The organism is Pseudomonas extremorientalis (assembly GCF_001870465.1).
Taxonomy (GTDB): domain Bacteria; phylum Pseudomonadota; class Gammaproteobacteria; order Pseudomonadales; family Pseudomonadaceae; genus Aquipseudomonas; species Aquipseudomonas extremorientalis.
Window position 1 is genome coordinate 615,535 of the sequence record NZ_MDGK01000015.1, and the last position, 24,093, is coordinate 639,627.

The window sequence follows — 24,093 nt, forward strand, 5'->3', positions numbered from 1 at the left end:
TGAGGTCAAAATGTGGGAGGGGGCAAGCCCCCTCCCACATTGGATCTCCTACAGTATTAGGGGAGGCGTTTATTTGGAGAGGAAGCGCATCCCTTCTTCAAGCCCGCGCAAGGTCAGCGGATACATCTGATCTTCCACCAACTCCCGCACAATCCCCGTTGACGCCGTATACCCCCAAGTGTCCTTGGGATACGGGTTGATCCAGATCAGCTTCTTGTACTTGGCCATGAAGCGCTGCATCCACACATACCCAGGCTCCTCGTTCCAATGCTCGACGCTGCCGCCGGCCTGGGTGATCTCATACGGTGCCATCGAGGCATCGCCGATAAAGATCACTTTGTAATCCGCGCCGTATTTGTGCAGCAGGTCCTGGGTCGAGGTGCGTTCCGAGGTGCGGCGCTGGTTGTTCTTCCACACTGATTCGTACACGAAGTTGTGGAAGTAGAAGTACTCCAGGTGCTTGAACTCGGTCTTGCACGCAGAGAACAGTTCTTCGCAGATCTTCACATGGGCGTCCATCGAACCGCCGATATCGAACAGCAACAGCAGCTTGATGGTGTTGCGCCGCTCCGGGCGCATCTGGATATTCAGCAAGCCGGCGTCGCGGGCGGTGTGGTCGATGGTGCCGTCGATATCCAGCTCTTCCGCCGCGCCCTGGCGCGCAAATTTGCGCAGGCGGCGCAGGGCGACCTTGATGTTGCGCGTGCCCAGTTCCACTTGGTCATCGAGGTTCTTGTACTCGCGCTGGTCCCACACCTTGACGGCCTTGCCCTGGCGCTTGCCAGCATCGCCGACGCGAATGCCTTCGGGGTTATAGCCGCCGGAACCAAACGGGCTGGTGCCACCGGTGCCGATCCACTTGTTGCCGCCGGCATGGCGCTCTTTCTGTTCTTCCAGGCGCTTCTTGAATTCCTCGATCAGCTTGTCGAGGCCGCCGAGGGACTGGATCTGCGCACGTTCCTCATCGGTCAGCGAGCGTTCGAACTCCTTGCGCAGCCACTCTTCGGGGATCAACGCCTGCAGGTGGTCGTCGAGCTTTTCCAGGCCGTTGAAATAGGCACCGAAGGCCCGGTCGAACTTGTCGAAATGCCGTTCATCCTTGACCAGGATCGCCCGGGCCAGGTAGTAGAACTCGTCCATGTCGGCAAAGGTCACGCGCTGCTTCAGCGCATTGATAAGGTCAAGCAGCTCGCGCACCGACACCGGCACCTTGGCCGCGCGCATCTCGTTGAACAGGTTGAGCAACATCAGCGATTACCGCGACGGCTCATGAACGCCAGACGTTCCAGCAACTGCACGTCTTGCTCGTTCTTCACCAACGCACCGGCCAGCGGCGGGATGGCCTTGGTCGGGTCGCGCTCGCGCAGCACCGCTTCGCCGATGTTGTCGGCCATCAGCAGCTTGAGCCAGTCGACCAGTTCGGAGGTGGAGGGCTTTTTCTTCAGGCCGGGCACTTTGCGCACGTCGAAGAACACGTCGAGCGCTTCGCTGACCAGGTCTTTCTTGATGTCCGGGTAGTGCACATCCACGATCTTCTGCAGGGTGGTGCGGTCGGGGAAAGCGATGTAGTGGAAGAAGCAGCGGCGCAGGAACGCGTCCGGCAGTTCTTTTTCGTTGTTGGAGGTAATGATGATGATCGGGCGTTTCTTGGCCTTGATGGTCTCGTCGATTTCGTAGACGTAGAACTCCATCTTGTCGAGTTCTTGCAGCAAGTCGTTGGGGAACTCGATGTCGGCCTTGTCGATTTCGTCGATCAGCAGGATCACCCGCTCTTCGGATTCGAAGGCCTCCCAGAGCTTGCCCTTCTTCAGGTAGTTGCGCACGTCGTGCACCTTGTCCACGCCCAGTTGCGAGTCGCGCAGACGGCTTACCGCGTCGTACTCGTACAGGCCCTGATGGGCCTTGGTGGTGGACTTGATGTGCCAGGTAATCAGCCTGGCACCGAAGGACTCGGCCAGTTGCTCGGCGAGCATGGTCTTGCCGGTGCCCGGTTCGCCCTTGACCAGCAGCGGCCGTTCCAGGGTGATGGCGGCGTTGACGGCCAGTTTCAGGTCATCGGTAGCCACATAGGCCTGGGTGCCTTCGAACTTCATCGGTGCTTCCTCGCATTCATCAATGCCGGGACTATACCGCGCAGCCCCGGCGACTGTGAACGCAGGTGGAATATTCAGTCTCTGAATGACCGGTCACATTCAATCCGCCGAAGGTTTGGGCTGTTCATACCGCGCATTGAACGCCTGGATAAACCCATTGCGCAAAATCGCCAAAAACGCCGAGAACGCGCTGACATTCTGCTGGTGCACGCTGCCACTGAGTTCGACACGGGTGGCAAACTGGTTTTTGTGCTGGTTTTTCAGCACGGTTTCGCTGGCGCCGACCACGGCTTCCCAGATCGAGCGGAAGATGTTCTTGTCTTTGTTTTCCACGTCCTGCTGCCAGTCGAACACTTCGACATCGCGCAGCAGCGGCTTGATATAGCCGGTCAACTGGCCGTTATCCGCCTGGGCTTCGATCACCACATCACCGGTGCCGGCCTTGAAGTCGAACTTGCCATAGGCCGAGGCGAAGTCATTCATGCGCTTGAGCTGCAGGTCCTTGGCGCGGAAGCGGAATTCGAAGTTTTCAAAGTTGCTCAGCGGGTCGAAAGTGGCGCTGGCTTCCAGCGGCGCCTGGCCCTGGAGCAGGGCCTTGCCGTCGAAGCGGGCATCGCGCTTGCCCTTGACGTCGACCACGTTGGTCAGGTTATAGAAGCTGGCGTTGACCGACGTTGCATTGAGATTGACCGGTGGTTTGGAGCTGAAGTTGTGGAAGGCAATCTTGCCCTCTTCGATGCGCACTTCATCGAGGGTGATGGGCGCCAGCTTGCTCAACTGCTCGCGCCAGTCAGTGCCTTTACCGGTCTGGGAGGCCTGCTTGTTGGCGCCGCCGTCGACGAAGTTCACCTCAGGGTTGATGAACAGCACCTTGGCCACTACCGCATGGTCGTACCACAACGAGTGCCAGCTCACTGCCAGGTCGATCAGCGGCGCCTTGACGAACGGTACTGGCACCTTGCCGTCGACCTTGATGATCTCCAAACCGTTGATCTTGTAGGCGCCACGCCACAGGGCCAGGTCGACGTCGGTGACGTGGCCGCGATAGTCGCCCATGTCAGCGAGCTTGTCATTCAGGTAGTTGCGCACCAGATAGGGCAGGGCAATGCTCAAGGCGACCAGTACCACCAGTACTCCGGCAACGGTCCATAGTGGCCAGCTGTAGCGACGTTTCATGGGAGGGATCCTCTGTCCGTATAGGGGATGGACTCTTGCGATGGGCGCAACGTTCCTCCGACTGGACGCTTTGCAGCACGAGGCATACCCTTGTTGCCTTCCTGAATACCGCCAATAGGACCCGTCATGAGCCGCATCTTTGCAGACAACGCGCACTCCATCGGTAATACGCCCCTGGTGCAGATCAACCGGATCGCACCGCGTGGCGTGACCATCCTGGCCAAGATCGAAGGACGTAACCCGGGCTACTCGGTGAAGTGCCGCATTGGCGCCAACATGATCTGGGACGCCGAAAGCACCGGCAAACTCAAGCCGGGCATGACCATCGTCGAACCCACCTCCGGCAACACCGGCATCGGCCTGGCATTTGTCGCCGCTGCCCGTGGCTACAAGTTGCTGCTGACCATGCCGGCATCCATGAGCATCGAGCGTCGCAAGGTGCTCAAGGCCCTCGGCGCTGAATTGGTGCTGACCGAGCCGGCCAAGGGCATGAAGGGTGCAATCGAAAAGGCCGGCGAAATCGTCGCCAGCGATCCGGCCACCTACTTTATGCCGGCTCAGTTCGAAAACCCGGCGAATCCGGCGATCCACGAGAAAACCACCGGTCCGGAAATCTGGAATGACACCGATGGCGCCGTGGACGTGCTGGTGGCGGGCGTGGGCACCGGTGGCACCATCACCGGCGTGTCGCGCTACATCAAGAACATTGCGGGCAAGCCGATCCTGTCGGTGGCGGTCGAGCCGATGGTCTCCCCGGTGATCACCCAGGCCCTGGCCGGTGAAGAGATCAAGCCCAGCCCGCACAAGATCCAGGGCATCGGCGCCGGGTTTGTGCCGAAGAACCTTGACCTGTCGATGGTTGACCGTGTGGAGCTGGTGACCGACGACGAATCCAAGGCCATGGCCCTGCGCCTGATGCAGGAGGAGGGGATTCTGTGCGGTATCTCCTGCGGCGCGGCGATGGCCGTGGCCGTGCGCCTGGCCGAGAAGCCGGAAATGCAGGGCAAGACCATCGTGGTGATCCTGCCGGACTCCGGTGAGCGTTACCTGTCGAGCATGCTGTTCAGCGATTTGTTTACCGAGCAGGAAAACCAGGCTTGATGTATGTCAGCGCCAATACCTTAGGCCTTCTGCATACTGGCCCAACTGTTTATCATGGCCGGCTGCTACGTCTGCTGTTGGCCAGGCGCTTATTTCCAGGAGTTGCTGCATGACCTTTTCTTTGGCCGCCAAGCTGTCGGTGCTGGCGTTGTTTATCGGCAGCACGCTGTATGTGCACCTGCGCGGCAAGGCGCGTTTGCCGATGTTGCGCCAGTTCGTCAACCATTCGGCGCTGTTCGCCCCGTATAACGCCTTGATGTACCTGTTCTCGGCCGTGCCGTCCAAGCCGTACCTGGATCGCAGCAAGTTCCCGGAACTGGACGTGCTCAAGGACAACTGGGAAGTGATTCGCGAAGAGGCCATGCACCTGTTCGACGAGGGCTACATCCGCGCCGCCGAAAAGAACAACGACGCCGGTTTTGGCTCGTTTTTCAAGAAGGGCTGGAAGCGTTTCTACCTCAAGTGGTACGACAAACCGCTGCCATCGGCCGAGGCGCTGTGCCCCAGAACCGTGGCCTTGGTGAGCAGCATTCCCAATGTGAAAGGCGCGATGTTCGCGCTGTTGCCGGGCGGCAGCCACCTCAACCCGCACCGCGACCCGTTTGCCGGTTCCCTGCGTTACCACCTGGGCCTTTCCACGCCGAACTCCGACGACTGCCGCATCTTCGTCGACGGCCAGGTCTATGCCTGGCGCGACGGTGAAGACGTGATGTTCGACGAAACCTACGTGCACTGGGTCAAGAACGAAACCGAACAGACCCGCGTGATCCTGTTCTGCGACATCGAGCGACCGCTGAGTAACCGCCTGATGACCCGGGTCAATCGCTGGGTCAGCAAGCAGTTGGGCCGCGCGACTGCGCCGCAGAACCTGGATGACGAGCGCGTGGGTGGGATCAACCAGGCGTATGCCTGGAGCAAGACCTTCAGCGACAAGTTCAGCGGCGTGGTCAAGCAGTGGAAGCGCAAGCATCCGAAGGCTTACCGCATTGCGCGGCCGGTGTTGGCTGTAGTCGTGCTGGTGCTGCTGTGGAAGTGGTTGTTCGGCTGATTTGAAACGTTAAACGTGGTCGAAATGTGGGAGGGGGCTTGCCCCCGATAGCGGTGGATCAGGCAAAAATGCTTAGCCTGACACGCTGCCATCGGGGGCAAGCCCCCTCCCACATTTGATCACCTTTGATCTTTAGCTGGCGATCAACTGGCGCAGCACATAGTGCAGGATGCCACCCGACTTGAAGTACTCCACTTCATTCAACGTATCGATCCGGCACAACACTTCAACCTTCTCCGTACTGCCATCCTCCCGCGTAATCACCAGCGTCAGGTTCATGCGCGGCACGATCTCCACATCGCTCAGCCCGAGAATGTCGATTTTCTCCTTGCCGGTCAGCTTGAGCGACTTGCGGTTCTGGTCCAGCTTGAACTGCAATGGCAACACGCCCATGCCCACCAGGTTGGAGCGGTGGATACGCTCGAAACTTTCGGCGATCACCGCCTTGACCCCCAGCAGGTTGGTGCCCTTGGCCGCCCAGTCGCGGCTGGAGCCGGTGCCGTATTCCTGGCCGGCGATCACCACCAGCGGCGTGCCCGACGCCTGGTATTTCATCGAGGCGTCGTAGATCGGCATTTTCTCGCCGGTTGGGATGTACAGCGTATTGCCGCCTTCCTCACCGCCGAGCATTTCATTGCGGATACGGATGTTGGCAAAGGTGCCGCGCATCATCACTTCATGGTTGCCACGGCGTGAGCCGTAGGAGTTGAAGTCGCGAGGCTCCACGCCTTGTTCGCGCAGGTAACGGCCGGCGGGGCTGTCGGTCTTGATATTGCCGGCGGGGGAGATGTGGTCGGTGGTCACCGAATCGCCCAACAGGGCCAGCACATTGGCGCCCTTGACGTCTTTGATCACCGGCAGGGGGCCGGCAATATCATCGAAGAACGGCGGGTGCTGGATGTAGGTGGAGTCCTTCTGCCACACGTAAGTGGCGGCCTGCGGCACTTCAATCGCTTGCCATTGCGCGTCACCGGCAAACACCTCGGCGTATTCCTTGTGGAACATGCCGGTGCTGACCTGCGCCACGGCGTCGGCGATCTCTTTGCTGCTCGGCCAGATGTCCTTGAGGTACACCGGGTTGCCTTGCTGGTCGTTACCCAGCGGTTCGCTGCTGATATCGATGCGCACGGTGCCGGCCAGGGCATAAGCGACGACCAGTGGTGGCGACGCCAACCAGTTGGTTTTCACCAGTGGGTGCACCCGGCCCTCGAAGTTGCGGTTGCCGGACAGCACCGATGCCACCGCGAGGTCCGCCTTCTGGATGGCTTTTTCAATCGGCTCCGGTAATGGTCCGGAGTTGCCGATGCAGGTGGTGCAGCCATAGCCGACCAGGTCGAAGCCGAGCGTGTCCAGGTACTGGGTCAGGCCGGCGGCCTTGTAGTAGTCGGTGACCACCTTGGAGCCGGGGGCCAGCGAGGTTTTCACCCAGGGCTTGCGGGTCAGGCCCTTTTCCACGGCTTTTTTCGCCACCAGCCCGGCGGCCATCATCACGCTGGGGTTGGAGGTGTTGGTGCAGGAGGTGATCGCGGCGATCACCACCGCGCCGTTTTTCAGGCGATAGGTCTGGCCGTCGTATTCGTAGTCGGCTTCGCCCACCAGGTCGGCATTGCCCACGGCCACGCCGCCGCCGCCTTCGCTTTCCAGGCGACCTTCTTCCTTGGTAGTGGGTTTGAATTGCAGGTCGAGGAAATCGCTGAAGGCCTGGCCCACATTCGGCAGGGCTACGCGGTCCTGTGGGCGCTTCGGCCCGGCCAGGCTGGCTTCAACGCTGCCCATGTCGAGGGCCAGGCTGTCGGTGAACACCGGTTCCTGGCCGGCGTTGCGCCACAGGCCCTGGGCTTTGGTGTACGCCTCGACCAACTTCACGGTTTCTGCCGGGCGCCCGGACAGGCGCAGGTAGTCCAACGTCACCTCATCCACCGGGAAAAAGCCGCAGGTGGCGCCGTATTCCGGGGCCATGTTGGCGATGGTGGCGCGGTCGGCCAACGGCAGGTCGGCCAGGCCGTCGCCGTAGAACTCGACGAACTTGCCCACCACGCCCTTTTTGCGCAGCATCTGGGTCACCGTCAGCACCAGGTCGGTGGCGGTGATGCCTTCCTTCAATTTGCCGGTGAGCTTGAAGCCGATCACTTCCGGGATCAGCATCGACACCGGTTGGCCGAGCATCGCCGCTTCCGCCTCGATCCCGCCCACGCCCCAGCCGAGTACGCCAAGGCCGTTGATCATGGTGGTGTGGGAGTCGGTGCCGACCAGGGTGTCCGGGAAGGCATAGGTGCGGCCGTCTTCGTCTTTGGTCCACACCGTGCGGCCCAGGTATTCGAGGTTGACCTGGTGGCAGATGCCGGTGCCCGGCGGCACCACGCTGAAGTTGTCGAAGGCGCTCTGGCCCCAGCGCAGGAAGGCGTAGCGTTCGCCGTTGCGCTGCATCTCGATGTCGACGTTCTGCTCAAAGGCACTGGTGCTGCCGAACTTGTCGACCATCACCGAGTGGTCGATCACCAGGTCCACGGGGGAGAGCGGGTTGATGCGCTGCGGGTCGCCCCCGGCCTTGGCCACGGCGGCGCGCATGGCGGCCAGGTCGACCACGGCGGGTACGCCGGTGAAGTCTTGCATCAATACCCGGGCCGGGCGGTACTGGATCTCGCGGTCGGACTGACGTTCCTTGAGCCACGCGGCAATGGCCTTGAGGTCGGCGCCGGTGACGGTCTTGTCGTCTTCCCAGCGCAGCAGGTTTTCCAGCAGCACCTTGAGCGACATCGGCAGCTTGTCGAGGTCACCCAGGCTCTTGGCGGCCTCGGGCAAACTGAAGTAGTGATAGGTCTTGTTGTCGATTTGCAGTGTTTTAAGGGTTCTCAGGCTATCAAGCGATGACATGACACAACTCCTTATGGTCCGCACGGCTACGGACCCGACGGGACGAACAGAGCTATCAACTTAGCCCTGTTTTCATTAGCAGGCTAATAACTGGACTCTATCGTTAAGTCCAAGGTTCCGAACTCCGTTATCATGCGCGGGTTTTCATGACAGGTATTGCGATAGCGCAAGCCAGTTGCCAGGAGATTCAATGAACACCCTTTTTATGCACTGCCGCCCGGGTTTTGAAGGCGAAGTCTGTTCCGAGATCGCGGAACACGCCGCGCGCCTGAACGTTTCCGGCTACGCCAAGGCCAAGACCGGCAGCGCCTGCGCCGAATTCGTCTGCACCGAAGAAGACGGCGCCCAGCGCTTGATGCACGGCCAGCGCTTTGCCGAGCTGATCTTCCCCAGGCAGTGGGCGCGCGGGGTATTCATCGACCTGCCGGAAACCGACCGCATCAGCGTGATCCTCGCCCACCTGCGCGACTTCCCGGTGTGCGGCAGCCTGTGGCTGGAGATGGTCGATACCAACGACGGCAAGGAGCTGTCGAACTTCTGCAAGAAATTCGAAGTGCACTTGCGCAAGGCGCTGCTCAACGCTGGCAAGCTGGTGGACGACCCGAGCAAACCGCGCCTGCTACTGACCTTCAAGAGCGGCCGCGAAGTGTTCATGGGCCTGGCCGAGTCGAATAACTCGGCGATGTGGCCGATGGGCATCCCGCGCCTCAAGTTCCCCCGCGAGGCGCCCAGCCGCTCGACCCTGAAGCTGGAAGAAGCCTGGCACCATTTCATCCCCCGCGACCAGTGGGACGAGCGCCTGCACGGCGACATGACCGGTGTCGACCTCGGCGCGGCGCCAGGCGGCTGGACCTGGCAACTGGTCAACCGCGGCATGCTGGTGACCGCCATCGACAACGGCCCCATGGCCGAAAGCCTGATGGACACCGGCCTGGTCCAGCACCTGATGGCCGACGGCTTCACCTTCGTGCCCAAACAGCCGGTGGACTGGATGGTCTGCGACATCGTCGAGAAGCCGGCGCGTAACGCCGCGCTGCTGGAAACCTGGATCGGCGAAGGGCATTGCCGCGAGGCGGTGGTCAACCTGAAGTTGCCGATGAAGCAGCGCTACGCCGAAGTGAAGCGTTTGCTGGAGCGCATCGAGGACGGCTTCAAGGCGCGTGGCATTCGCGTGGAGATCGGCTGCAAGCAGCTGTACCACGACCGTGAGGAAGTGACCTGCCATTTGCGTCGATTGGAAACAGCGAAGAAACCCAAGGCTCGCTGAACAGTTGAAATCACCACAGGACCCCTGTGGGAGCGGGCTTGCCCGCGAAAGCGGTATAACAGTCGAAACTAATGTTGAATGTGCCCGTGTCTTCGCGGGCAAGCCCGCTCCCAACTTTGGAGCGGCATCCGTTTCAGGAGTGATGTATGAACCTCGATTTGCCCGTCGACGCCACCCTCGACGCCACCGGCCTCAACTGCCCGGAGCCGGTGATGATGCTGCACCAGCACATCCGCGACCTGCCGCCCGGCGGCCTGCTCAAGGTGATCGCGACCGACCCGTCCACGCGTCGCGATATCCCCAAGTTCTGCGTGTTCCTGGACCACGAACTGGTGGATCAGCAGGAACAGGCGGGTACGTACCTGTACTGGATCCGCAAGAAGTCTGCTTAACCCTGCGCTTTTTCTGCGCGGATGCGCCGGCGTGCACTGCGCGCCAGACGCACCAGCAGCATCCCCGCGGCGCAGCTCAGGCCCACGATCAGCCCCTGCCACAAGCCGCTCGGGCCGCTCGGTTCGCCGAGCCAGTCGGTCAGGCCCAGGGCGTAACCCACCGGCAGGCCCACCCCCCAGTAGGCGAACAAGGTCAGCACCATGGTGACACGGGTGTCCTGGTAGCCACGCAAGGCACCTGCAGCAGTGACCTGGATCGAATCACTGAATTGGAACAGCGCTGAAAACACGATCAGTGTGGATGCCAGGTGGATGACGATCGGGTCCGGGGTGTAGATCGTGGCAATCTGTTCGCGAAGCAGCAACATCAGGCTGCAGGACAGGCAGGCGTAGGCCAGCGCCGTGCCCATGCCGACCCCTGCGGCAAAACGCGCTTCACGCGGTTCCCCACGGCCCAGGGCCTGGCCGACACGCACTGTCACGGCCATGCTCAGGGAGTAGGGAATCATGAACACCAGCGAGCTGACGTTCAGCGCGATCTGATGGCCCGAGACCACCGTGGCACCGAGGCTGCCGATCAGCAGGGCGATGACCGCAAAAATGCTCGATTCGGCAAAGATCGCGACGCCAATCGGCAAGCCAATCCCGAGCACGCGCTGGATCACCGCCCACTGCGGCCAGTCGAAACGCTTGAACAGTTCGCTGCTCTGGTAGGCCGGTCCCCAGCGGGTCCAGCCGGCCAGGCCGAGCATCATCACCCACATCGCAATGGCCGTGGCCCAGCCGCAGCCCACGCCGCCCATGGCCGGTACGCCCAGGTGGCCGTAGATGAAGATGTAGTTCAGTGGAATGTTCAGCGCCAGACCACACAGGCCCATGACCATGCTGGGCCGGGTGCGGCCCAGGCCATCACTGAAGCAGCGCAATACGTAGTAGAACGCGATGGCCGGCATGCCCGCGGCGATGCCATGCAGGTAGCCCATGGACGGTTTGATCAGGTCGGGTTCGACCTTCATGGCATGCAGGATAGGCTCGGCGCAGAGCAGCAACAGCGCTGCCGTGATACCCACCACCAGCGCCAGCCACAGTGATTGGCGCACCAGCGGGCCGATCTCGCTGAACTGTCCGGCACCGTAGCGCTGGGCAACTTTGGGCGTGGTGGCCAGCAGTGTGCCGGTCATCAAGAGGTACACCGGAATCCAGATCGAGTTGCCCAGGCCCACCGCCGCCAGGTCTTGGGGGCTGACGCGTCCGGCCATCACTGCATCGACAAAGCTCATCGCCGTGGTGGCCAGTTGGCCGATCATGATCGGCAGGGCGAGCGTCAGCAAGCCGCGCACTTCCCGGCGGATGCGGGCGGGGCGGGTAAGGGGGGCGGCGGCAGTGTTCACGTGCAGGTGTCCAGTCGAAGGAAGCGCAGGACGGCGGATTCTACGCGCTGACGCATCGGTCAGGAAAAAACCTGTGTTAGCGATTTGTAAGCGAGGGCTGCGATCCCTGTACACTGCGGGTCCGCCTAAGGAGCCTGCCATGCTGATTGTTGCCGACGAAAATATTCCGCTGCTCGATGCCTTCTTCCAGGGTTTCGGCGAGATTCGCCGTGTGCCTGGCCGTTCCATCGACCGTGCGACGGTCGAGCAGGCCGACGTGTTGTTGGTGCGCTCGGTGACCAACGTCAACCGTGCCTTGCTCGATGGCACGAACGTGCGCTTTGTCGGCACTTGCACCATCGGCACCGATCACCTGGACCTCGACTACTTCCAGCAGGCCGGCATCCAATGGTCCAGCGCCCCCGGCTGTAACGCCCGCGGTGTGGTGGACTATGTGCTGGGCAGCCTGCAGACCCTGGCCGAGATCGAGGGCGCTGACCTCAACCAGCGCACCTATGGCGTAGTGGGTGCCGGTGAAGTCGGCGGGCGACTGGTCAAGGTACTCAAGGCCCTGGGCTGGAACGTGCTGGTCTGCGACCCGCCCCGGCAAATCGCCGAAGACGGCGATTACGTCAGCCTGGCGCAGATCATCGAGCAATGCGACGTGATCAGCCTGCACACCCCGCTGACCAAGTCCGGCAACGGCTCCACCTGGCACCTGTTCGACCGCCAGCGTCTTGAGCAGCTCAAGCCTGGCACCTGGCTGATCAACGCCAGCCGTGGCCCGGTGGTCGACAATGCCGCCCTGCGCGAAGTGCTGCTGGACCGCGAAGACCTGCAAGCGGTGCTGGATGTGTGGGAGGGCGAGCCGCAGGTGGACGTCGACCTGGCTGACCTGTGTGTATTGGCCACGCCGCATATCGCCGGCTACAGCCTGGACGGCAAGCAGCGCGGCACGGCGCAGATCTATCAGGCGTTCTGCGCGCACCAGGGCCAGGAACCGAGCATTCACTTGAGTGACCTGCTGCCGCCACCGTGGTTGGCCGAGGTGCAGTTGAATGCTTCCACCGACCCCGCGTGGGCACTGGCGACCCTGTGCCGCAGCGTGTACGACCCACGCCGGGATGATGCGGATTTCCGCCGCAGCCTCGTAGGAACGGTGGACGAGCAGCGCAAGGCGTTTGACCTGCTGCGCAAGCACTACCCCGAGCGCCGCGAGATCGATGGTTTGAAGGTGCGCATCCAGGGTGAGTCGGCGGTGTTGTCCAACATCGTGTCCGCGTTGGGCGCAGTAGCGGTTTAGATACCCGATAAAAAACCCGGCCACCAGGGCCGGGTTTGAACGAGCGTGGGCGCTTCAGCCTTGCTGTGCAGGCTTGACCAGTCGCTGTTCCAGTTCGCTGCACGCTTGCTGGATCATCTTTTCGGTGATCTGCACTTCGCGGCCCTGGGCATCGATGTACGAGCAAGGCAACTGCTGCGGCTGGCGGATCACTTCAATCTTGGCATCGCTGCTGTTCTGCAAGGTCATGGCCTGTCTCCTCATCAGGTTGTGTACCTATTCTAAAACCCGCGCGTGACCGGGCTGTTACAACTCCCTGCCAGGTCAGCGGTTCGAACACCCAGTCCACCAGAAACCGATACATATTTCCAGCCGGGGGTTAGACCGATAGCCTCTAGGGATCAGCATCGGCGGGCATAATTAACCTGACTCATTGCTATTCGCCCAAGTTCCCCCCATGTACATATACAGACTCCTTATCGGTGATGCCCTCCATGTTCTCTGTTCGCCAACGCCGTGCCATTCGCCTGGCCAGTCGCTTCATCGCGCCCTACCGCTGGCAGGCGCTTGGCGCCCTGTTGGCGCTGATCGTCACGGCTGGTATCACCTTGTCCATGGGGCAGGGCATCCGCCTGCTGGTGGACCAGGGGTTCATGACGCAGTCACCGCACCTGCTCAACCAGTCCATCGGGCTGTTCATGATCCTGGTGCTGGGCCTGGCGGTCGGCACCTTTGCGCGGTTCTACCTGGTGTCGTGGATCGGCGAACGGGTGGTCGCGGATATCCGCCGGCAGGTGTTCAACCACCTGATCTACCTGCATCCGGGCTTCTATGAGAACAACCGCAGTTCGGAAATCCAGTCGCGGCTGACCACTGATACCACGCTGCTGCAATCGGTGATCGGTTCCTCACTGTCGTTGTTCCTGCGCAATGCCTTGATGGTCATCGGCGGTATCGTGCTGCTGTTTGTCACCAATCCCAAGCTCACCAGCATCGTGGTGGTGGCGCTGCCGCTGGTGCTGGCGCCGATCCTGATCTTCGGCCGTCGCGTGCGCAGTCTGTCGCGTCAGAGCCAGGACCGCATCGCCGATGTGGGCAGCTATGTGTCCGAGACCCTCGGCCAGATCAAGACCGTGCAGGCGTACAACCACCAGGTGCAGGACGAACAGCGCTTCGCCGTCACCGTGGAAGACGCCTTCACCACCGCACGCAAGCGCATCACCCAGCGGGCCTGGCTGATTACCCTGGTGATCATGCTGGTACTCGGTGCCGTGGGCGTGATGTTGTGGGTCGGCGGCATGGACGTGATCAGCGGGCGCATTTCCGGCGGTGAACTGGCGGCGTTTGTGTTCTACAGCCTGATCGTCGGCAGCGCGGTCGGCACCCTCAGCGAGGTGCTGGGCGAACTGCAACGTGCCGCCGGAGCCGCCGAGCGCATTGGCGAGTTGCTGCAGTCGAGCAACGACATCCAGGCGCCGGTCGCCGGTACTGTCCAACTGCCGGCCCGGGTCAGCGGGCGCATGGAACTGCAGGACCTGCGCTTTTCCTACCCTTCACGGCCGGACAGCTACGCCATCGACGGCCTGAACCTGACCATCAATCCTGGTGAAACCCTGGCGTTGGTCGGCCCATCCGGTGCGGGCAAATCGACGATCTTCGACCTGCTGTTGCGCTTCTACGACCCCCAGCAAGGCCGAATCCTGATTGAAGGCCACTCTCTGACCGAACTCGACCCCATGGACCTGCGCCGCCACTTCGCCCTGGTGTCCCAGAGCCCGGCGCTGTTCTTTGGCAGCGTCGAAGAGAACATCCGCTATGGCAACCCGACGGCCACCCAGGAACAGGTCGAAGCGGCGGCGCGCATTGCCCACGCCCACGATTTCATCCTGCAAATGCCCGACGGCTACCAGACCCACCTGGGCGACGGCGGCATGGGCCTCTCCGGCGGTCAACGCCAGCGCCTGGCCATCGCCCGCGCCTTGCTGGTGGACGCACCGATCCTGCTGCTGGACGAAGCCACCAGCGCCCTCGATGCCCAGAGTGAACACCTGATCCAGCAAGCGCTGCCGCAACTGATGCAAGGGCGCACCACCCTCGTGATCGCCCATCGACTGGCCACGGTGAAGAACGCCGACCGCATTGCCGTGATGGACCAGGGCAAGCTGGTGGCAGTGGGGACGCATCAGCAGTTGATTGCGAGCAATGCGTTGTATGCAAGGTTGGCGGCGTTGCAGTTCAATGATGAGGTCGCGAAAAGCGACAGCTAGCGCGGCCTATGTGGTGAACGGGCTTATTGTGATGAACAGGCTTGTTGTGGCGAGCGGGCTTGCCCCGCGTTGGGCTGCGTAGCAGCCCCCAAACGTCGCCTGGATTGGGAGCGCTGCGCACTCCAACGCGGGGCAAGCCCGCTCGCCACAAATGCCCGCTCACTCCTCAGGCGATGGTGTCACTGATCATCGAAATACCGCTCATGCCAATCCACCAGCGGTTGCGGTGAGTTGAGCTTCTGCCCGTAGATCACCGAATAAGACAGCACGTTCTGCACATACTGACGGGTTTCGTCGAACGGGATGCTCTCCACCCACACATCGAAACTCAGGTGATCGGCGCCGCGCAGCCACTGGCGTACGCGACCCGGTCCGGCGTTGTAGGCGGCGGAGGCGAGCACGCGGTTGCCGTTGAACTGGCTGTGCACCTGGCTCAGGTAGGCGGCGCCGAGCTGGATGTTTTTATCCGGGTCCAGCACCTGGGCCGGGGAGGCCAGGGGGATGCTGAACTTGCGTGCGGTTTCCTTGGCGGTGCCGGGCATCAGTTGCATCAGGCCGCTGGCGCCGACGCCGGAGCGGGCGTCGTCCATGAAGGCGCTTTCCTGGCGAGTGATTGCGAACACCCAGCTGGAATGCAGGCCGCGCACCTTGGCTTCACGCACCAGGGTATCGCGGTGGGCCATCGGGAAGCGGATGTCCAGGTCGTCCCAGTACTGCGCCTGGCTGATGGTGCGGATGGCCGGGAAGTACCACTTCATGTCGTAGGCCAGCTTGGCCTGGGCGACCATTTCGTCACGGTTGAAGTGACGGCTGACGTGGTACCACTCACGGCGGCCATCCACCACCTGGCCACGTGCGTAGAACTCCAGTGCACGGCGCACGCCCGGGGTATTGCGCACCTTGTTGACCAGCGCCTGGCTCATCAGCAACGGTTTGTTCTTCAACTGGTACGGCGCCTTGGAGCGATCAGCGGCCAGGAACCCATAGAAGTCACGCTCCTGCGCCAGGTGCTTGTACAGGACCAGCGCTTGCGGGTTCTTCGGCTCGGCCAGTTCCAGGCTGCGGGCCTGCCAGTAGCGCCAGCGGTTGGTGGTGGCCAGGTCTTGTGGCAGTTTGCGGGTCAACTGGTAGGCGTCTTCCCAGCGGGCCAGGCGCAGCAGCAGGCGCAGGCGCCACTCGGACACAGTGTTGTCGCGCAACTCGGGATCGTACTTGGTCATCACCTCCAGCGCGCGCGGGTCATAGCGCTTGGCCAGGGTGAGACCGATTTCCCGGGCGATCGACACTTTTTCGTCACGGGAGAAGTGCATGCTGCTGGCGTAGCCATCGAGCAGGGCCATGGCCTTGTCCGGATCCTGGCGTGCCAGGCGACGCAGGCCCAGGCCCACGGCGTCAGACATGGCCTCGGTGGCCGGCAGGAAGCGCGATGGGTCACTGAGCATGTCCGGCTTTTGCGCCACGTCGACCATCAGGCGGCCTTGAGGGCCCAGCGTGCGCAGGGTTTTTACCAGGCTGTTGGCCAGCGCGTAGTTGCGTGCTTCGGCGGCGAGCTTGGCGCGGTCCCAGATCTTCTGTTCGGTGAGTTGGCCGTCAGCCGCCCATTGGCCAAAGGTGACATCGCAGGCAGCCGGTTGAGACTTGCCGGTCATCCAGAGTTTTTCGGCGGTCTTGTAGCCTTCGGCCTTCAGATTATGGGTGAGCTGGTACTGGCCGTGCAGGCAGTCCAGTTCGACGAAATTGAGCTTGGAGTCGTAGTACTTTTCAAAGGTCTGCCAGTCGCCGCGCTCGGCCAACCAGCGCAACCAGCGCAGTTTCATCCAGTTGGCCTGGGGCAGGTCGCCGTTTTTGGCGAGGAATTGCTCGATTTCCTGGTTGCTCGCGGTTTTCAGGCGAGCGGTCAGTTCGTCGTAGGCCAGGTAGGGCGTCAGCGGGTAGTCGGCCAAGGCCTGGCTGTATTGCATGTACGGGCCGGTATCGCCCTTGGCCAGGGCGCGTTTGGCTTCATCGTAATATTGACGTTGGGTGGTGAGGTCCACGGCCTGGGCGGATTGGACGGCGGTGGCGGAAAGAAGCAGACAAGATAAAAAGTTGAAAAGGCGACTGCGCATGAGACGTCCGTGCAGAGGAATCTGGACAAGTGCCGGCGCTGCCGACACTGATTGCCCCTAGCTTAGCCTTTTGCCTGACGCCGATGAAAGCTTTGACCGCCGCTTCGTTCAAGTTCCTCGGAAATGTCTCTCAGAGTATGTCGATTGAGAAAATCCCGGCCGCCTCAGCCCCTAACTCAGGTAGAATGCGCGCCCAGTTTTTGGAGAAGCGTATGACCCTGCTCAAATTCAGCGATGTGTCCCTTGCTTTCGGCGCCATGCCGTTGTTGGACAAGGTGTCCTGGCAGATCGCCCGTGGTGAGCGGGTGTGCATCATCGGCCGCAACGGCACCGGCAAATCCAGCATGATGAAGCTGGTCAAGGGCGATCAGAAGCCCGATGACGGCTCCGTATGGCGCGCGCCGGGCCTCAAGATCGGCGAATTGCCGCAAGAATTGCCGGTGGCCGACGGACGGACAGTGTTCGACGTGGTTGCCGAAGGCCTCGACGGCGTTGGCGCACTGCTCGCCGAATACCATCACCTGGCACAGAACTGTGTCACCGAAGATGACCTGAACAAGCTGATGCACGTCCAGCAAGACCTGGAAGCTCGTGATGGCTGGCGCTTGCAGCAGTTGGTCGACAGTACCCTGAGTCGCCTGCAACTGCCGGCGGACAAGACCCTCGCCGAGTTGTCCGGCGGCTGGCGTCGTCGCGTGCTGCTGGCCCAGGCGTTGGTGTCCGAGCCGGACCTGCTGCTGCTCGACGAACCGACCAACCACTTGGACATCGGCGCGATTGCCTGGCTGGAAGAAGCCCTCAAGGAATTCCAGGGCGCCGTGCTGTTCATCACGCACGACCGTTCCTTCCTGCAGAACCTGGCAACGCGCATCCTGGAACTGGACCGTGGCGGCCTGATCGACTGGAACGGCGACTACGCCAGCTTCCTGGTGCACAAGGAAGCCGCGCTGGCCGCCGAAGAAACCGCCAACGCGCTGTTCGACAAGAAACTGGCCCAGGAAGAAGTCTGGATCCGCCAGGGCATCAAGGCCCGCCGCACCCGTAACGAAGGCCGCGTACGCGCCCTTAAAGCCCTGCGTGTTGAGCGCAGCGAGCGTCGCGAGCGTACCGGCAAGGCCAATATCCAGCTGGACACCGCTGACAAGTCGGGCAAGCAGGTGATGGTGCTGGAGAACGTCAGCTTCCATCACCCGGACGGCCCGTTCCTGATCAAGGACTTTTCCATGGTCCTGCAGCGCGGTGACCGTATCGGCCTGCTGGGTGCCAACGGCACCGGCAAGACCACCTTGCTCAAGCTGATGCTCAACGGCCTGCAGCCGACCAGCGGTAAAGTGGAGGAGGGCACGCGGATCGACGTGGCCTACTTCGACCAGTTGCGCCATCAGTTGGACCTGGAAAAGACCGTGATCGACAACGTCGCCGAAGGCCGCGACTTTATCGATATCGACGGCCAGAGCCGTCACGTGCTCAGCTACCTGGGCGACTTCCTATTCAGCCCGCAGCGTGCGCGTACCCCGGTGAAAGCCTTGTCCGGTGGTGAGCGTGCGCGCCTGCTGCTGGCCAAGCTGTTCAGCAAGCCGGCCAACCTGCTGGTCCTCGACGAACCGACCAACGACCTCGACGTGGAAACCCTCGAGCTGTTGGAAGAAGTGCTGCTGACCTTCAACGGCACCGTGCTGATGGTGAGCCACGACCGGGCATTCCTCGACAACGTGGTCACCAGCACCCTGGTCTTCGAAGGTGAGGGCAAGGTGCGTGAATACGTCGGTGGTTACCAGGACTGGCTGCGCCAGGGCGGTTCCCCGCGATTGCTGGGCGTGACCGAGAGCAAGTCCGGCAAAGCCGACTTGACCTCCGCCGTCGTGACCCCGGTGGTCGCTGCTGCTGCACCGGCCCAGGACGCTGCGCCGGCGGCCAAGAAGAAACTCAGCTACAAGCTGCAGCGTGAGCTGGAAGCCTTGCCGGGTGATATCGACGCCAAGGAACAGCAGATTGCCGCGGTAGAAGCGCAAATGGCTGACGCGGGGTTCTACCTGCGTCCGGCGGCGGAAACCGCCGAGGTCATCGCTTCCCTGGAGAAACTGAACCAGGAGCTGGAAGTGTTGGTCGAGCGTTGGGCTGAGTTGGATGCCTGATTGATTCAAATGCATTGAAAAACCCGGTGTTCATTTGGATGAACACCGGGTTTTTCATATGAAATGCGATTCAAAATGTGGGAGGGGGCAAGCCCCCTCCTGGTCTTACGAGCTTTTGAGCAGCTTCACCGCCAGCACATCGCATGGCGCACCATGCAGTACATCGTTGGCCGTGGAGCCTAGCAGCAATGCGAGCCCATGACGGCCATGGCTGCCGACCACGATCAGATCACAACCTTTTTCCTTGGCCAGGTGGTGGATTTCCTGGCGCGGTTGGCCGTAGGTCAGGTGGCAGTCTTCCTTTTTCAGGTGCGGGTACTTGAAAATCAAGCGGTCCAGACGCTCCTTGGCCTGGTCGAATTGTTGTTGCTGCAACTGGGAAAGGTCCATCGGAACGTCACCGCCAAAGGCCATGGCCATGGGCTCGACGATATGCACCAGCGACAGCACCGCACCATTGGCCAATGCAGATTCCTGCGCGCGCTTGATCACTGGATCGCACTCTTCGGTCAGATCGACAGCGACCAGAATATGTTGGTAGGGCATGAGGCGTTCCTCCAGGGGGACTGCAATAGATTCAGTATGGCTGCTTTCAAGCGGATGGGGTTGCGTCAGATCAAATCCGCTCATCTGTAAATTCGGGAGTACACATATGACGGTCTGGATAGTGGTGTCAATCCTTGTGGTGCTGCTGAGCCCCCTGGCATGGTTGCGCCCGTCGCGCCACCAGAGCGGGCGCATGGCCCTGCGCATGGAGGCGCGCCGTATCGGCCTGGCCATGCAATTGGCGCCCCAGGAGTGGCCGCACTGGCTCAAGCAGGAGCCGCCGAGCCCTTGCGCGCAGTACTGTCGGCCACGACGCGGCAGCACGCCGGCGATATGGTGTTATTGGCAGTTGGATCCAGGTGTGTGGGTCAATCAATGGCGCGAAGTGTGCGTCGATGAAAAGTTGTTGCCGCATTTTGCGACGCTGCCGGCCAACGTCTACAAGGTCGAGGCAGACAAGCAGATGATCGCCTTGTATTGGGGCGAGAAGGGCGAGGCGAGCGTGTTGAAGGATATCGATGCGCTGCTCAAGGCGTTGGCTTGAATTGCAGGCAATAAAAAGCCCGACAGTCATCATCGGGCTGGAGTTGGCCAGGCAGGCCGGTAAATCGTTGGTTGCGGCTAGCCTAGTCGCATATCTCATTCTGTACAGCCTTTTCCCACATCTTTTCTATTATTGATTTCGTGAATATTCAAATATTGATAATGCGCGGGCGTGGGCGTGAGGTTCTGAACTGACTGGAAAGTCGCGTTTTTCCTAGCCTTTGGAGCGATTGACAATTGCCCGGAATTGGATGAAGGTGGCGTACCCAAATCAAACGGGCGTATGAATTGAGCGTTTGTCTGTCAGACGACTCATACAGAATCCCGACTATCGCATTGGCGGGTGTGCCTGGCGGATTGGCGTGAACATTGACGATTTCATCAATGTCCAACCCATAGGCCAGCGTCCAATGTGTACTGTTCAGCTTCCATATCGTGGAGATCAGTTGATGATTTACGAAGGTAAAGCCATCACGGTTAAGGCTCTTGAAAGTGGCATCGTCGAATTGAAATTCGACCTCAAGGGTGAGTCCGTCAACAAGTTCAACCGTCTAACCCTGAATGAATTGCGTCAGGCCGTAGACACCATCAAAGCAGATGCTTCGGTCAAGGGCGTGATCGTTTCCAGCGGCAAGGACGTGTTCATCGTCGGCGCTGACATCACCGAATTCGTCGACAACTTCAAGCTGCCCGATGCCGAGCTGGTGGCTGGCAACCTCGAAGCCAACAAGATTTTCAGCGATTTCGAAGACCTCAACGTACCGACCGTCGCTGCCATCAACGGCATCGCGTTGGGCGGCGGCCTGGAAATGTGCCTGGCGGCAGACTTCCGCGTCATGTCCGCCACTGCCAAGATCGGCCTGCCCGAAGTCAAGCTGGGCATCTACCCAGGTTTTGGCGGCACCGTACGTTTGCCGCGCCTGATCGGTGCCGACAATGCCATCGAGTGGATCGCCGCCGGTAAGGAAAACAAGGCTGAAGACGCCCTGAAAGTCGGTGCCGTCGACGCAGTTGTCGCTCCGGACAAGCTGGCCGAAGCCGCACTGAACCTGATCAAGGGCGCCATCAGCGGCGAGTTTGACTACAAGGCCAAGCGTCAGCCGAAACTGGAAAAACTCAAGCTCAACGCCATCGAACAGATGATGTCGTTCGAAACCGCCAAGGGTTTCGTGGCTGGCCAGGCCGGCCCGAACTACCCAGCGCCGGTTGAAGCGATCAAGACCATCCAGAAAGCCGCGAACTTCGGGCGCGACAAGGCCCTGGAAGTGGAAGCGGCGGGCTTCGTCAAACTGGCGAAAACCTCGGCGGCCCAGAGCCTGATCGGCCTGTTCCTGAACGATCAGGAACTGAAGAAAAAGGCCAAGGCCTACGACGAAATTGCCCGCGACGTGAAACAGGCTGCCGTACTCGGCGCCGGTATCATGGGCGGCGGTATCGCCTATCAGTCGGCGTCCAAAGGCACGCCGATCCTGATGAAAGACATCAACGAGCACGGCATCGAACAAGGTCTGGCGGAAGCCGCCAAGCTGCTGGTCGGTCGTGTGGACAAAGGTCGCATGACCGCAGCGAAGATGGCTGAAGTGCTCAACGGCATTCGTCCTACGCTGTCCTACGGTGATTTCGGCCATGTCGACCTGGTGGTCGAAGCGGTGGTCGAGAACCCGAAGGTCAAGCAAGCCGTACTGGCTGAAGTGGAAGCCCAGGTCAAAGACGACACTATCCTGGCGTCCAACACTTCGACCATTTCCATCTCGCTGCTGGCCAAGGCCCTCAAGCGTCCGGAAAACTTCGTCGGCATGCACTTCTTCAACCCGGTGCACATGATGCCGCTGGTGGAAGTGATCCGTGGCGAGAAGTCCAGCGAGCTGGCCGTGGCCACTACCGTTGCCTACGCCAAGAAAATGGGCAAGAACCCGATCGTAGTCAATGACTGCCCGGGCTTCCTGGTCAACCGCGTGCTGTTCCCGTACTTCGGTGGTTTCGCCAAGTTGGTCAGCGCTGGCGTGGACTTCGTGCGCATCGACAAGGTCATGGAAAAATTCGGCTGGCCGATGGGCCCGGCGTACCTGATGGACGTGGTCGGCATCGACACCGGCCACCACGGCCGCGACGTGATGGCTGAAGGCTTCCCGGACCGCATGAAAGACGACCGCCGCTCGGCGATCGACGCGCTGTACGAGGCCAAGCGCCTGGGCCAGAAGAACGGCAAGGGCTTCTACGCCTACGAGGCGGACAAGAAGGGCAAGCAGAAGAAAGTGGCCGACCCGTCCGTGCACGAAGTGCTGGCACCGGTCATCTACGAGCAGCGTGAGGTGTCCGACGAAGACATCATCAACTGGATGATGATCGCCCTGTGCCTGGAAACCGTGCGTTGCCTGGAAGACGGTATCGTAGAAACCGCCGCCGAAGCCGATATGGGCCTGGTGTACGGTATTGGTTTCCCTCCATTCCGTGGTGGTGCACTGCGTTACATCGATTCCATCGGTGTGGCCGAGTTCGTTGCCCTGGCTGACAAATACGCTGATCTGGGCCCGCTGTACCACCCGACCGCGAAGCTGCGTGAAATGGCCAAGAACGGCCAGAGCTTCTTCGGTTAAGCGCCCAGACGACTAGAGCGAGAATATTTATGAGCTTGAATCCAAGAGACGTGGTGATTGTCGACTTCGGTCGCACACCGATGGGCCGCTCCAAGGGCGGCATGCACCGCAACACCCGTGCCGAAGACATGTCGGCGCACCTGATCAGCAAATTGCTGGAACGCAATGTCAAGGTCGACCCGAACGAAGTCGAGGACGTGATCTGGGGCTGCGTCAACCAGACCCTGGAGCAGGGCTGGAACATCGCGCGCATGGCGTCGTTGATGACCCAGATCCCGCATACTGCTGCCGGCCAGACCGTCAGCCGCCTGTGCGGTTCGTCGATGAGCGCGCTGCACACCGCCGCCCAGGCGATCATGACCGGCAACGGTGATGTGTTCGTAGTCGGTGGCGTGGAGCACATGGGCCACGTCAGCATGATGCACGGCGTCGACCCTAACCCGCACATGTCGCTGTACGCGGCAAAAGCCTCGGGCATGATGGGCCTGACCGCGGAAATGCTCGGCAAAATGCACGGCATTACCCGCGAAGCCCAGGACGCGTTCGGCCTGCGCTCCCACCAGTTGGCCCACAAGGCGACCGTGGAAGGCAAGTTCAAGGATGAAATCATCCCGATGAATGGCTACGACGAGAACGGTTTCCTCAAACTGTTCGACTACGACGAAACCATTCGTCCGGACACCACCCTGGAAAGCCTGGCGGCGCTCAAGCCGGCCTTCAATCCAAAGGGCGGTACCGTGACAGCCGGTACCTCGTCGCAAATCACGGACGGTGCCTCATGCATGATCGTGATGTCGGCGCAGCGTGCCCAGGACCTGGGTATCCAGCCGCTGGCCGTGATCCGTTCGATGGCGGTGGCGGGTGTGGACCCGGCAATCATGGGCTATGGTCCAGTACCGGCCACACAAAAAGCCTTGAAGCGCGCGGGCCTGACCATCAACGACATTGACTTCTTCGAGCTCAACGAAGCTTTCGCCGCACAGGCCCTACCGGTGCTGAAAGATTTGAAAGTACTCGACAAGATGAATGAGAAGGTTAACCTGCACGGCGGCGCGATTGCCCTGGGCCACCCATTTGGTTGCTCCGGTGCGCGGATTTCTGGCACTTTGCTTAACGTGATGAAGCAAAATGGCGGCAACCTCGGGGTTGCAACCATGTGCATTGGTCTCGGCCAAGGCATTTCCACCGTCTTCGAACGCGTCTAAGCGTTGGGGTGACGGAAGCCGGGGCCCAGTGCCCCGGTTTTTGTTTTTTGGAATTTTTAATATTTTTTTCAACAAATTTTGTAAGAGGG

The 24,093-nt window shown here is 61.1% G+C and carries 18 protein-coding genes; 10 read left to right on the top strand and 8 right to left on the bottom strand.

The genetic code is table 11. The features are described 5' to 3' along the window. Positions 1 to 69 precede the first annotated feature (69 nt). The 3 genes from BFN10_RS06635 to BFN10_RS06645 all read right to left on the bottom strand — a co-directional run bounded on the left by BFN10_RS06635 (position 70) and on the right by BFN10_RS06645 (position 3,269). A complete protein-coding gene (locus BFN10_RS06635) occupies positions 70 to 1,248 on the bottom strand; it encodes a vWA domain-containing protein (RefSeq protein ID WP_071488994.1) in 1,179 nt (392 codons plus the stop codon). Continuing rightward, positions 1,248 to 2,093, bottom strand: a complete 846-nt coding sequence (locus BFN10_RS06640) for an AAA family ATPase (protein WP_003189627.1) — start codon at positions 2,091 to 2,093, stop codon at positions 1,248 to 1,250. Before BFN10_RS06640 ends, BFN10_RS06635 begins: the two co-directional genes overlap by 1 nt. A gap of 99 nt (positions 2,094 to 2,192) precedes the next feature. Then, positions 2,193 to 3,269, bottom strand: a complete 1,077-nt coding sequence (locus tag BFN10_RS06645) for a DUF748 domain-containing protein (protein WP_071488995.1) — start codon at positions 3,267 to 3,269, stop codon at positions 2,193 to 2,195. Between the two features lie 126 nt (positions 3,270 to 3,395). On the opposite strand from BFN10_RS06645, the gene cysK reads away from it, so the two are divergent. Together cysK and BFN10_RS06655 are read left to right on the top strand one after the other, a co-directional pair. Further along, positions 3,396 to 4,370, top strand: a complete 975-nt coding sequence (gene cysK / locus BFN10_RS06650) for a cysteine synthase A (protein ID WP_071488996.1) — start codon at positions 3,396 to 3,398, stop codon at positions 4,368 to 4,370. A gap of 109 nt (positions 4,371 to 4,479) precedes the next feature. After that, on the top strand, positions 4,480 to 5,418 hold the full coding sequence (locus tag BFN10_RS06655) for an aspartyl/asparaginyl beta-hydroxylase domain-containing protein (protein WP_071488997.1): 939 nt from the start codon (positions 4,480 to 4,482) through the stop codon (positions 5,416 to 5,418). 132 nt (positions 5,419 to 5,550) lie between these two features. Here the strand turns inward: BFN10_RS06655 and acnA are convergent, their stop codons facing one another. Further along, positions 5,551 to 8,292 (bottom strand): aconitate hydratase AcnA, encoded by a 2,742-nt coding sequence (acnA, locus tag BFN10_RS06660; RefSeq protein WP_071488998.1) that lies wholly within the window; start codon positions 8,290 to 8,292, stop codon positions 5,551 to 5,553. Positions 8,293 to 8,482: 190 nt separating this feature from the next. Here acnA and rlmM point away from each other — a divergent pair, with 190 nt between their 5' ends. Continuing rightward, a complete protein-coding gene (rlmM, locus tag BFN10_RS06665) occupies positions 8,483 to 9,559 on the top strand; it encodes a 23S rRNA (cytidine(2498)-2'-O)-methyltransferase RlmM (protein WP_071488999.1) in 1,077 nt (358 codons plus the stop codon). A 146-nt stretch (positions 9,560 to 9,705) separates the two neighbouring features. After that, entirely contained in the window at positions 9,706 to 9,951 is a 246-nt protein-coding gene (tusA, locus tag BFN10_RS06670; protein ID WP_058425075.1) for a sulfurtransferase TusA, read from the top strand. On the opposite strand, the gene BFN10_RS06675 is transcribed toward tusA, so the two are convergent. After that, the gene (locus BFN10_RS06675; RefSeq protein ID WP_071489000.1) at positions 9,948 to 11,342 is read right to left on the bottom strand and encodes an MATE family efflux transporter; all 1,395 of its coding nucleotides are present in this window, start codon (positions 11,340 to 11,342) and stop codon (positions 9,948 to 9,950) included. The genes tusA and BFN10_RS06675 overlap by 4 nt on opposite strands. A gap of 139 nt (positions 11,343 to 11,481) precedes the next feature. On the opposite strand from BFN10_RS06675, the gene pdxB reads away from it, so the two are divergent. Continuing rightward, entirely contained in the window at positions 11,482 to 12,624 is a 1,143-nt protein-coding gene (gene pdxB, locus BFN10_RS06680; protein ID WP_071489001.1) for a 4-phosphoerythronate dehydrogenase PdxB, read from the top strand. A 54-nt stretch (positions 12,625 to 12,678) separates the two neighbouring features. Here the strand turns inward: pdxB and BFN10_RS29420 are convergent, their stop codons facing one another. Beyond that, positions 12,679 to 12,852 (bottom strand): PA1571 family protein, encoded by a 174-nt coding sequence (locus tag BFN10_RS29420; RefSeq protein ID WP_165447908.1) that lies wholly within the window; start codon positions 12,850 to 12,852, stop codon positions 12,679 to 12,681. A 236-nt stretch (positions 12,853 to 13,088) separates the two neighbouring features. Between BFN10_RS29420 and BFN10_RS06685 the strand changes: the two genes are divergently transcribed. Further along, a complete protein-coding gene (locus tag BFN10_RS06685) occupies positions 13,089 to 14,870 on the top strand; it encodes an ABC transporter transmembrane domain-containing protein (protein ID WP_162276397.1) in 1,782 nt (593 codons plus the stop codon). Between the two features lie 179 nt (positions 14,871 to 15,049). Here BFN10_RS06685 and BFN10_RS06690 read toward each other — a convergent pair whose 3' ends face one another. Beyond that, a complete protein-coding gene (locus BFN10_RS06690) occupies positions 15,050 to 16,978 on the bottom strand; it encodes a transglycosylase SLT domain-containing protein (protein ID WP_071489003.1) in 1,929 nt (642 codons plus the stop codon). 212 nt (positions 16,979 to 17,190) lie between these two features. Here BFN10_RS06690 and BFN10_RS06695 point away from each other — a divergent pair, with 212 nt between their 5' ends. Further along, a complete protein-coding gene (locus BFN10_RS06695) occupies positions 17,191 to 19,113 on the top strand; it encodes an ATP-binding cassette domain-containing protein (RefSeq protein ID WP_071489004.1) in 1,923 nt (640 codons plus the stop codon). Between the two features lie 105 nt (positions 19,114 to 19,218). On the opposite strand, the gene BFN10_RS06700 is transcribed toward BFN10_RS06695, so the two are convergent. Beyond that, positions 19,219 to 19,659 (bottom strand): universal stress protein, encoded by a 441-nt coding sequence (locus BFN10_RS06700; protein ID WP_071489005.1) that lies wholly within the window; start codon positions 19,657 to 19,659, stop codon positions 19,219 to 19,221. A 106-nt stretch (positions 19,660 to 19,765) separates the two neighbouring features. On the opposite strand from BFN10_RS06700, the gene BFN10_RS06705 reads away from it, so the two are divergent. From BFN10_RS06705 to fadA, 3 genes are all read left to right on the top strand, one after another. After that, positions 19,766 to 20,203 (top strand): hypothetical protein, encoded by a 438-nt coding sequence (locus BFN10_RS06705; protein WP_071489006.1) that lies wholly within the window; start codon positions 19,766 to 19,768, stop codon positions 20,201 to 20,203. A gap of 448 nt (positions 20,204 to 20,651) precedes the next feature. Then, positions 20,652 to 22,799 (top strand): fatty acid oxidation complex subunit alpha FadB, encoded by a 2,148-nt coding sequence (gene fadB, locus BFN10_RS06710; protein ID WP_034102543.1) that lies wholly within the window; start codon positions 20,652 to 20,654, stop codon positions 22,797 to 22,799. Between the two features lie 29 nt (positions 22,800 to 22,828). Beyond that, complete coding sequence (fadA, locus tag BFN10_RS06715) at positions 22,829 to 24,004, top strand: acetyl-CoA C-acyltransferase FadA (RefSeq protein WP_016975260.1); 1,176 nt, start codon at positions 22,829 to 22,831, stop codon at positions 24,002 to 24,004. Positions 24,005 to 24,093: the final 89 nt, after the last annotated feature.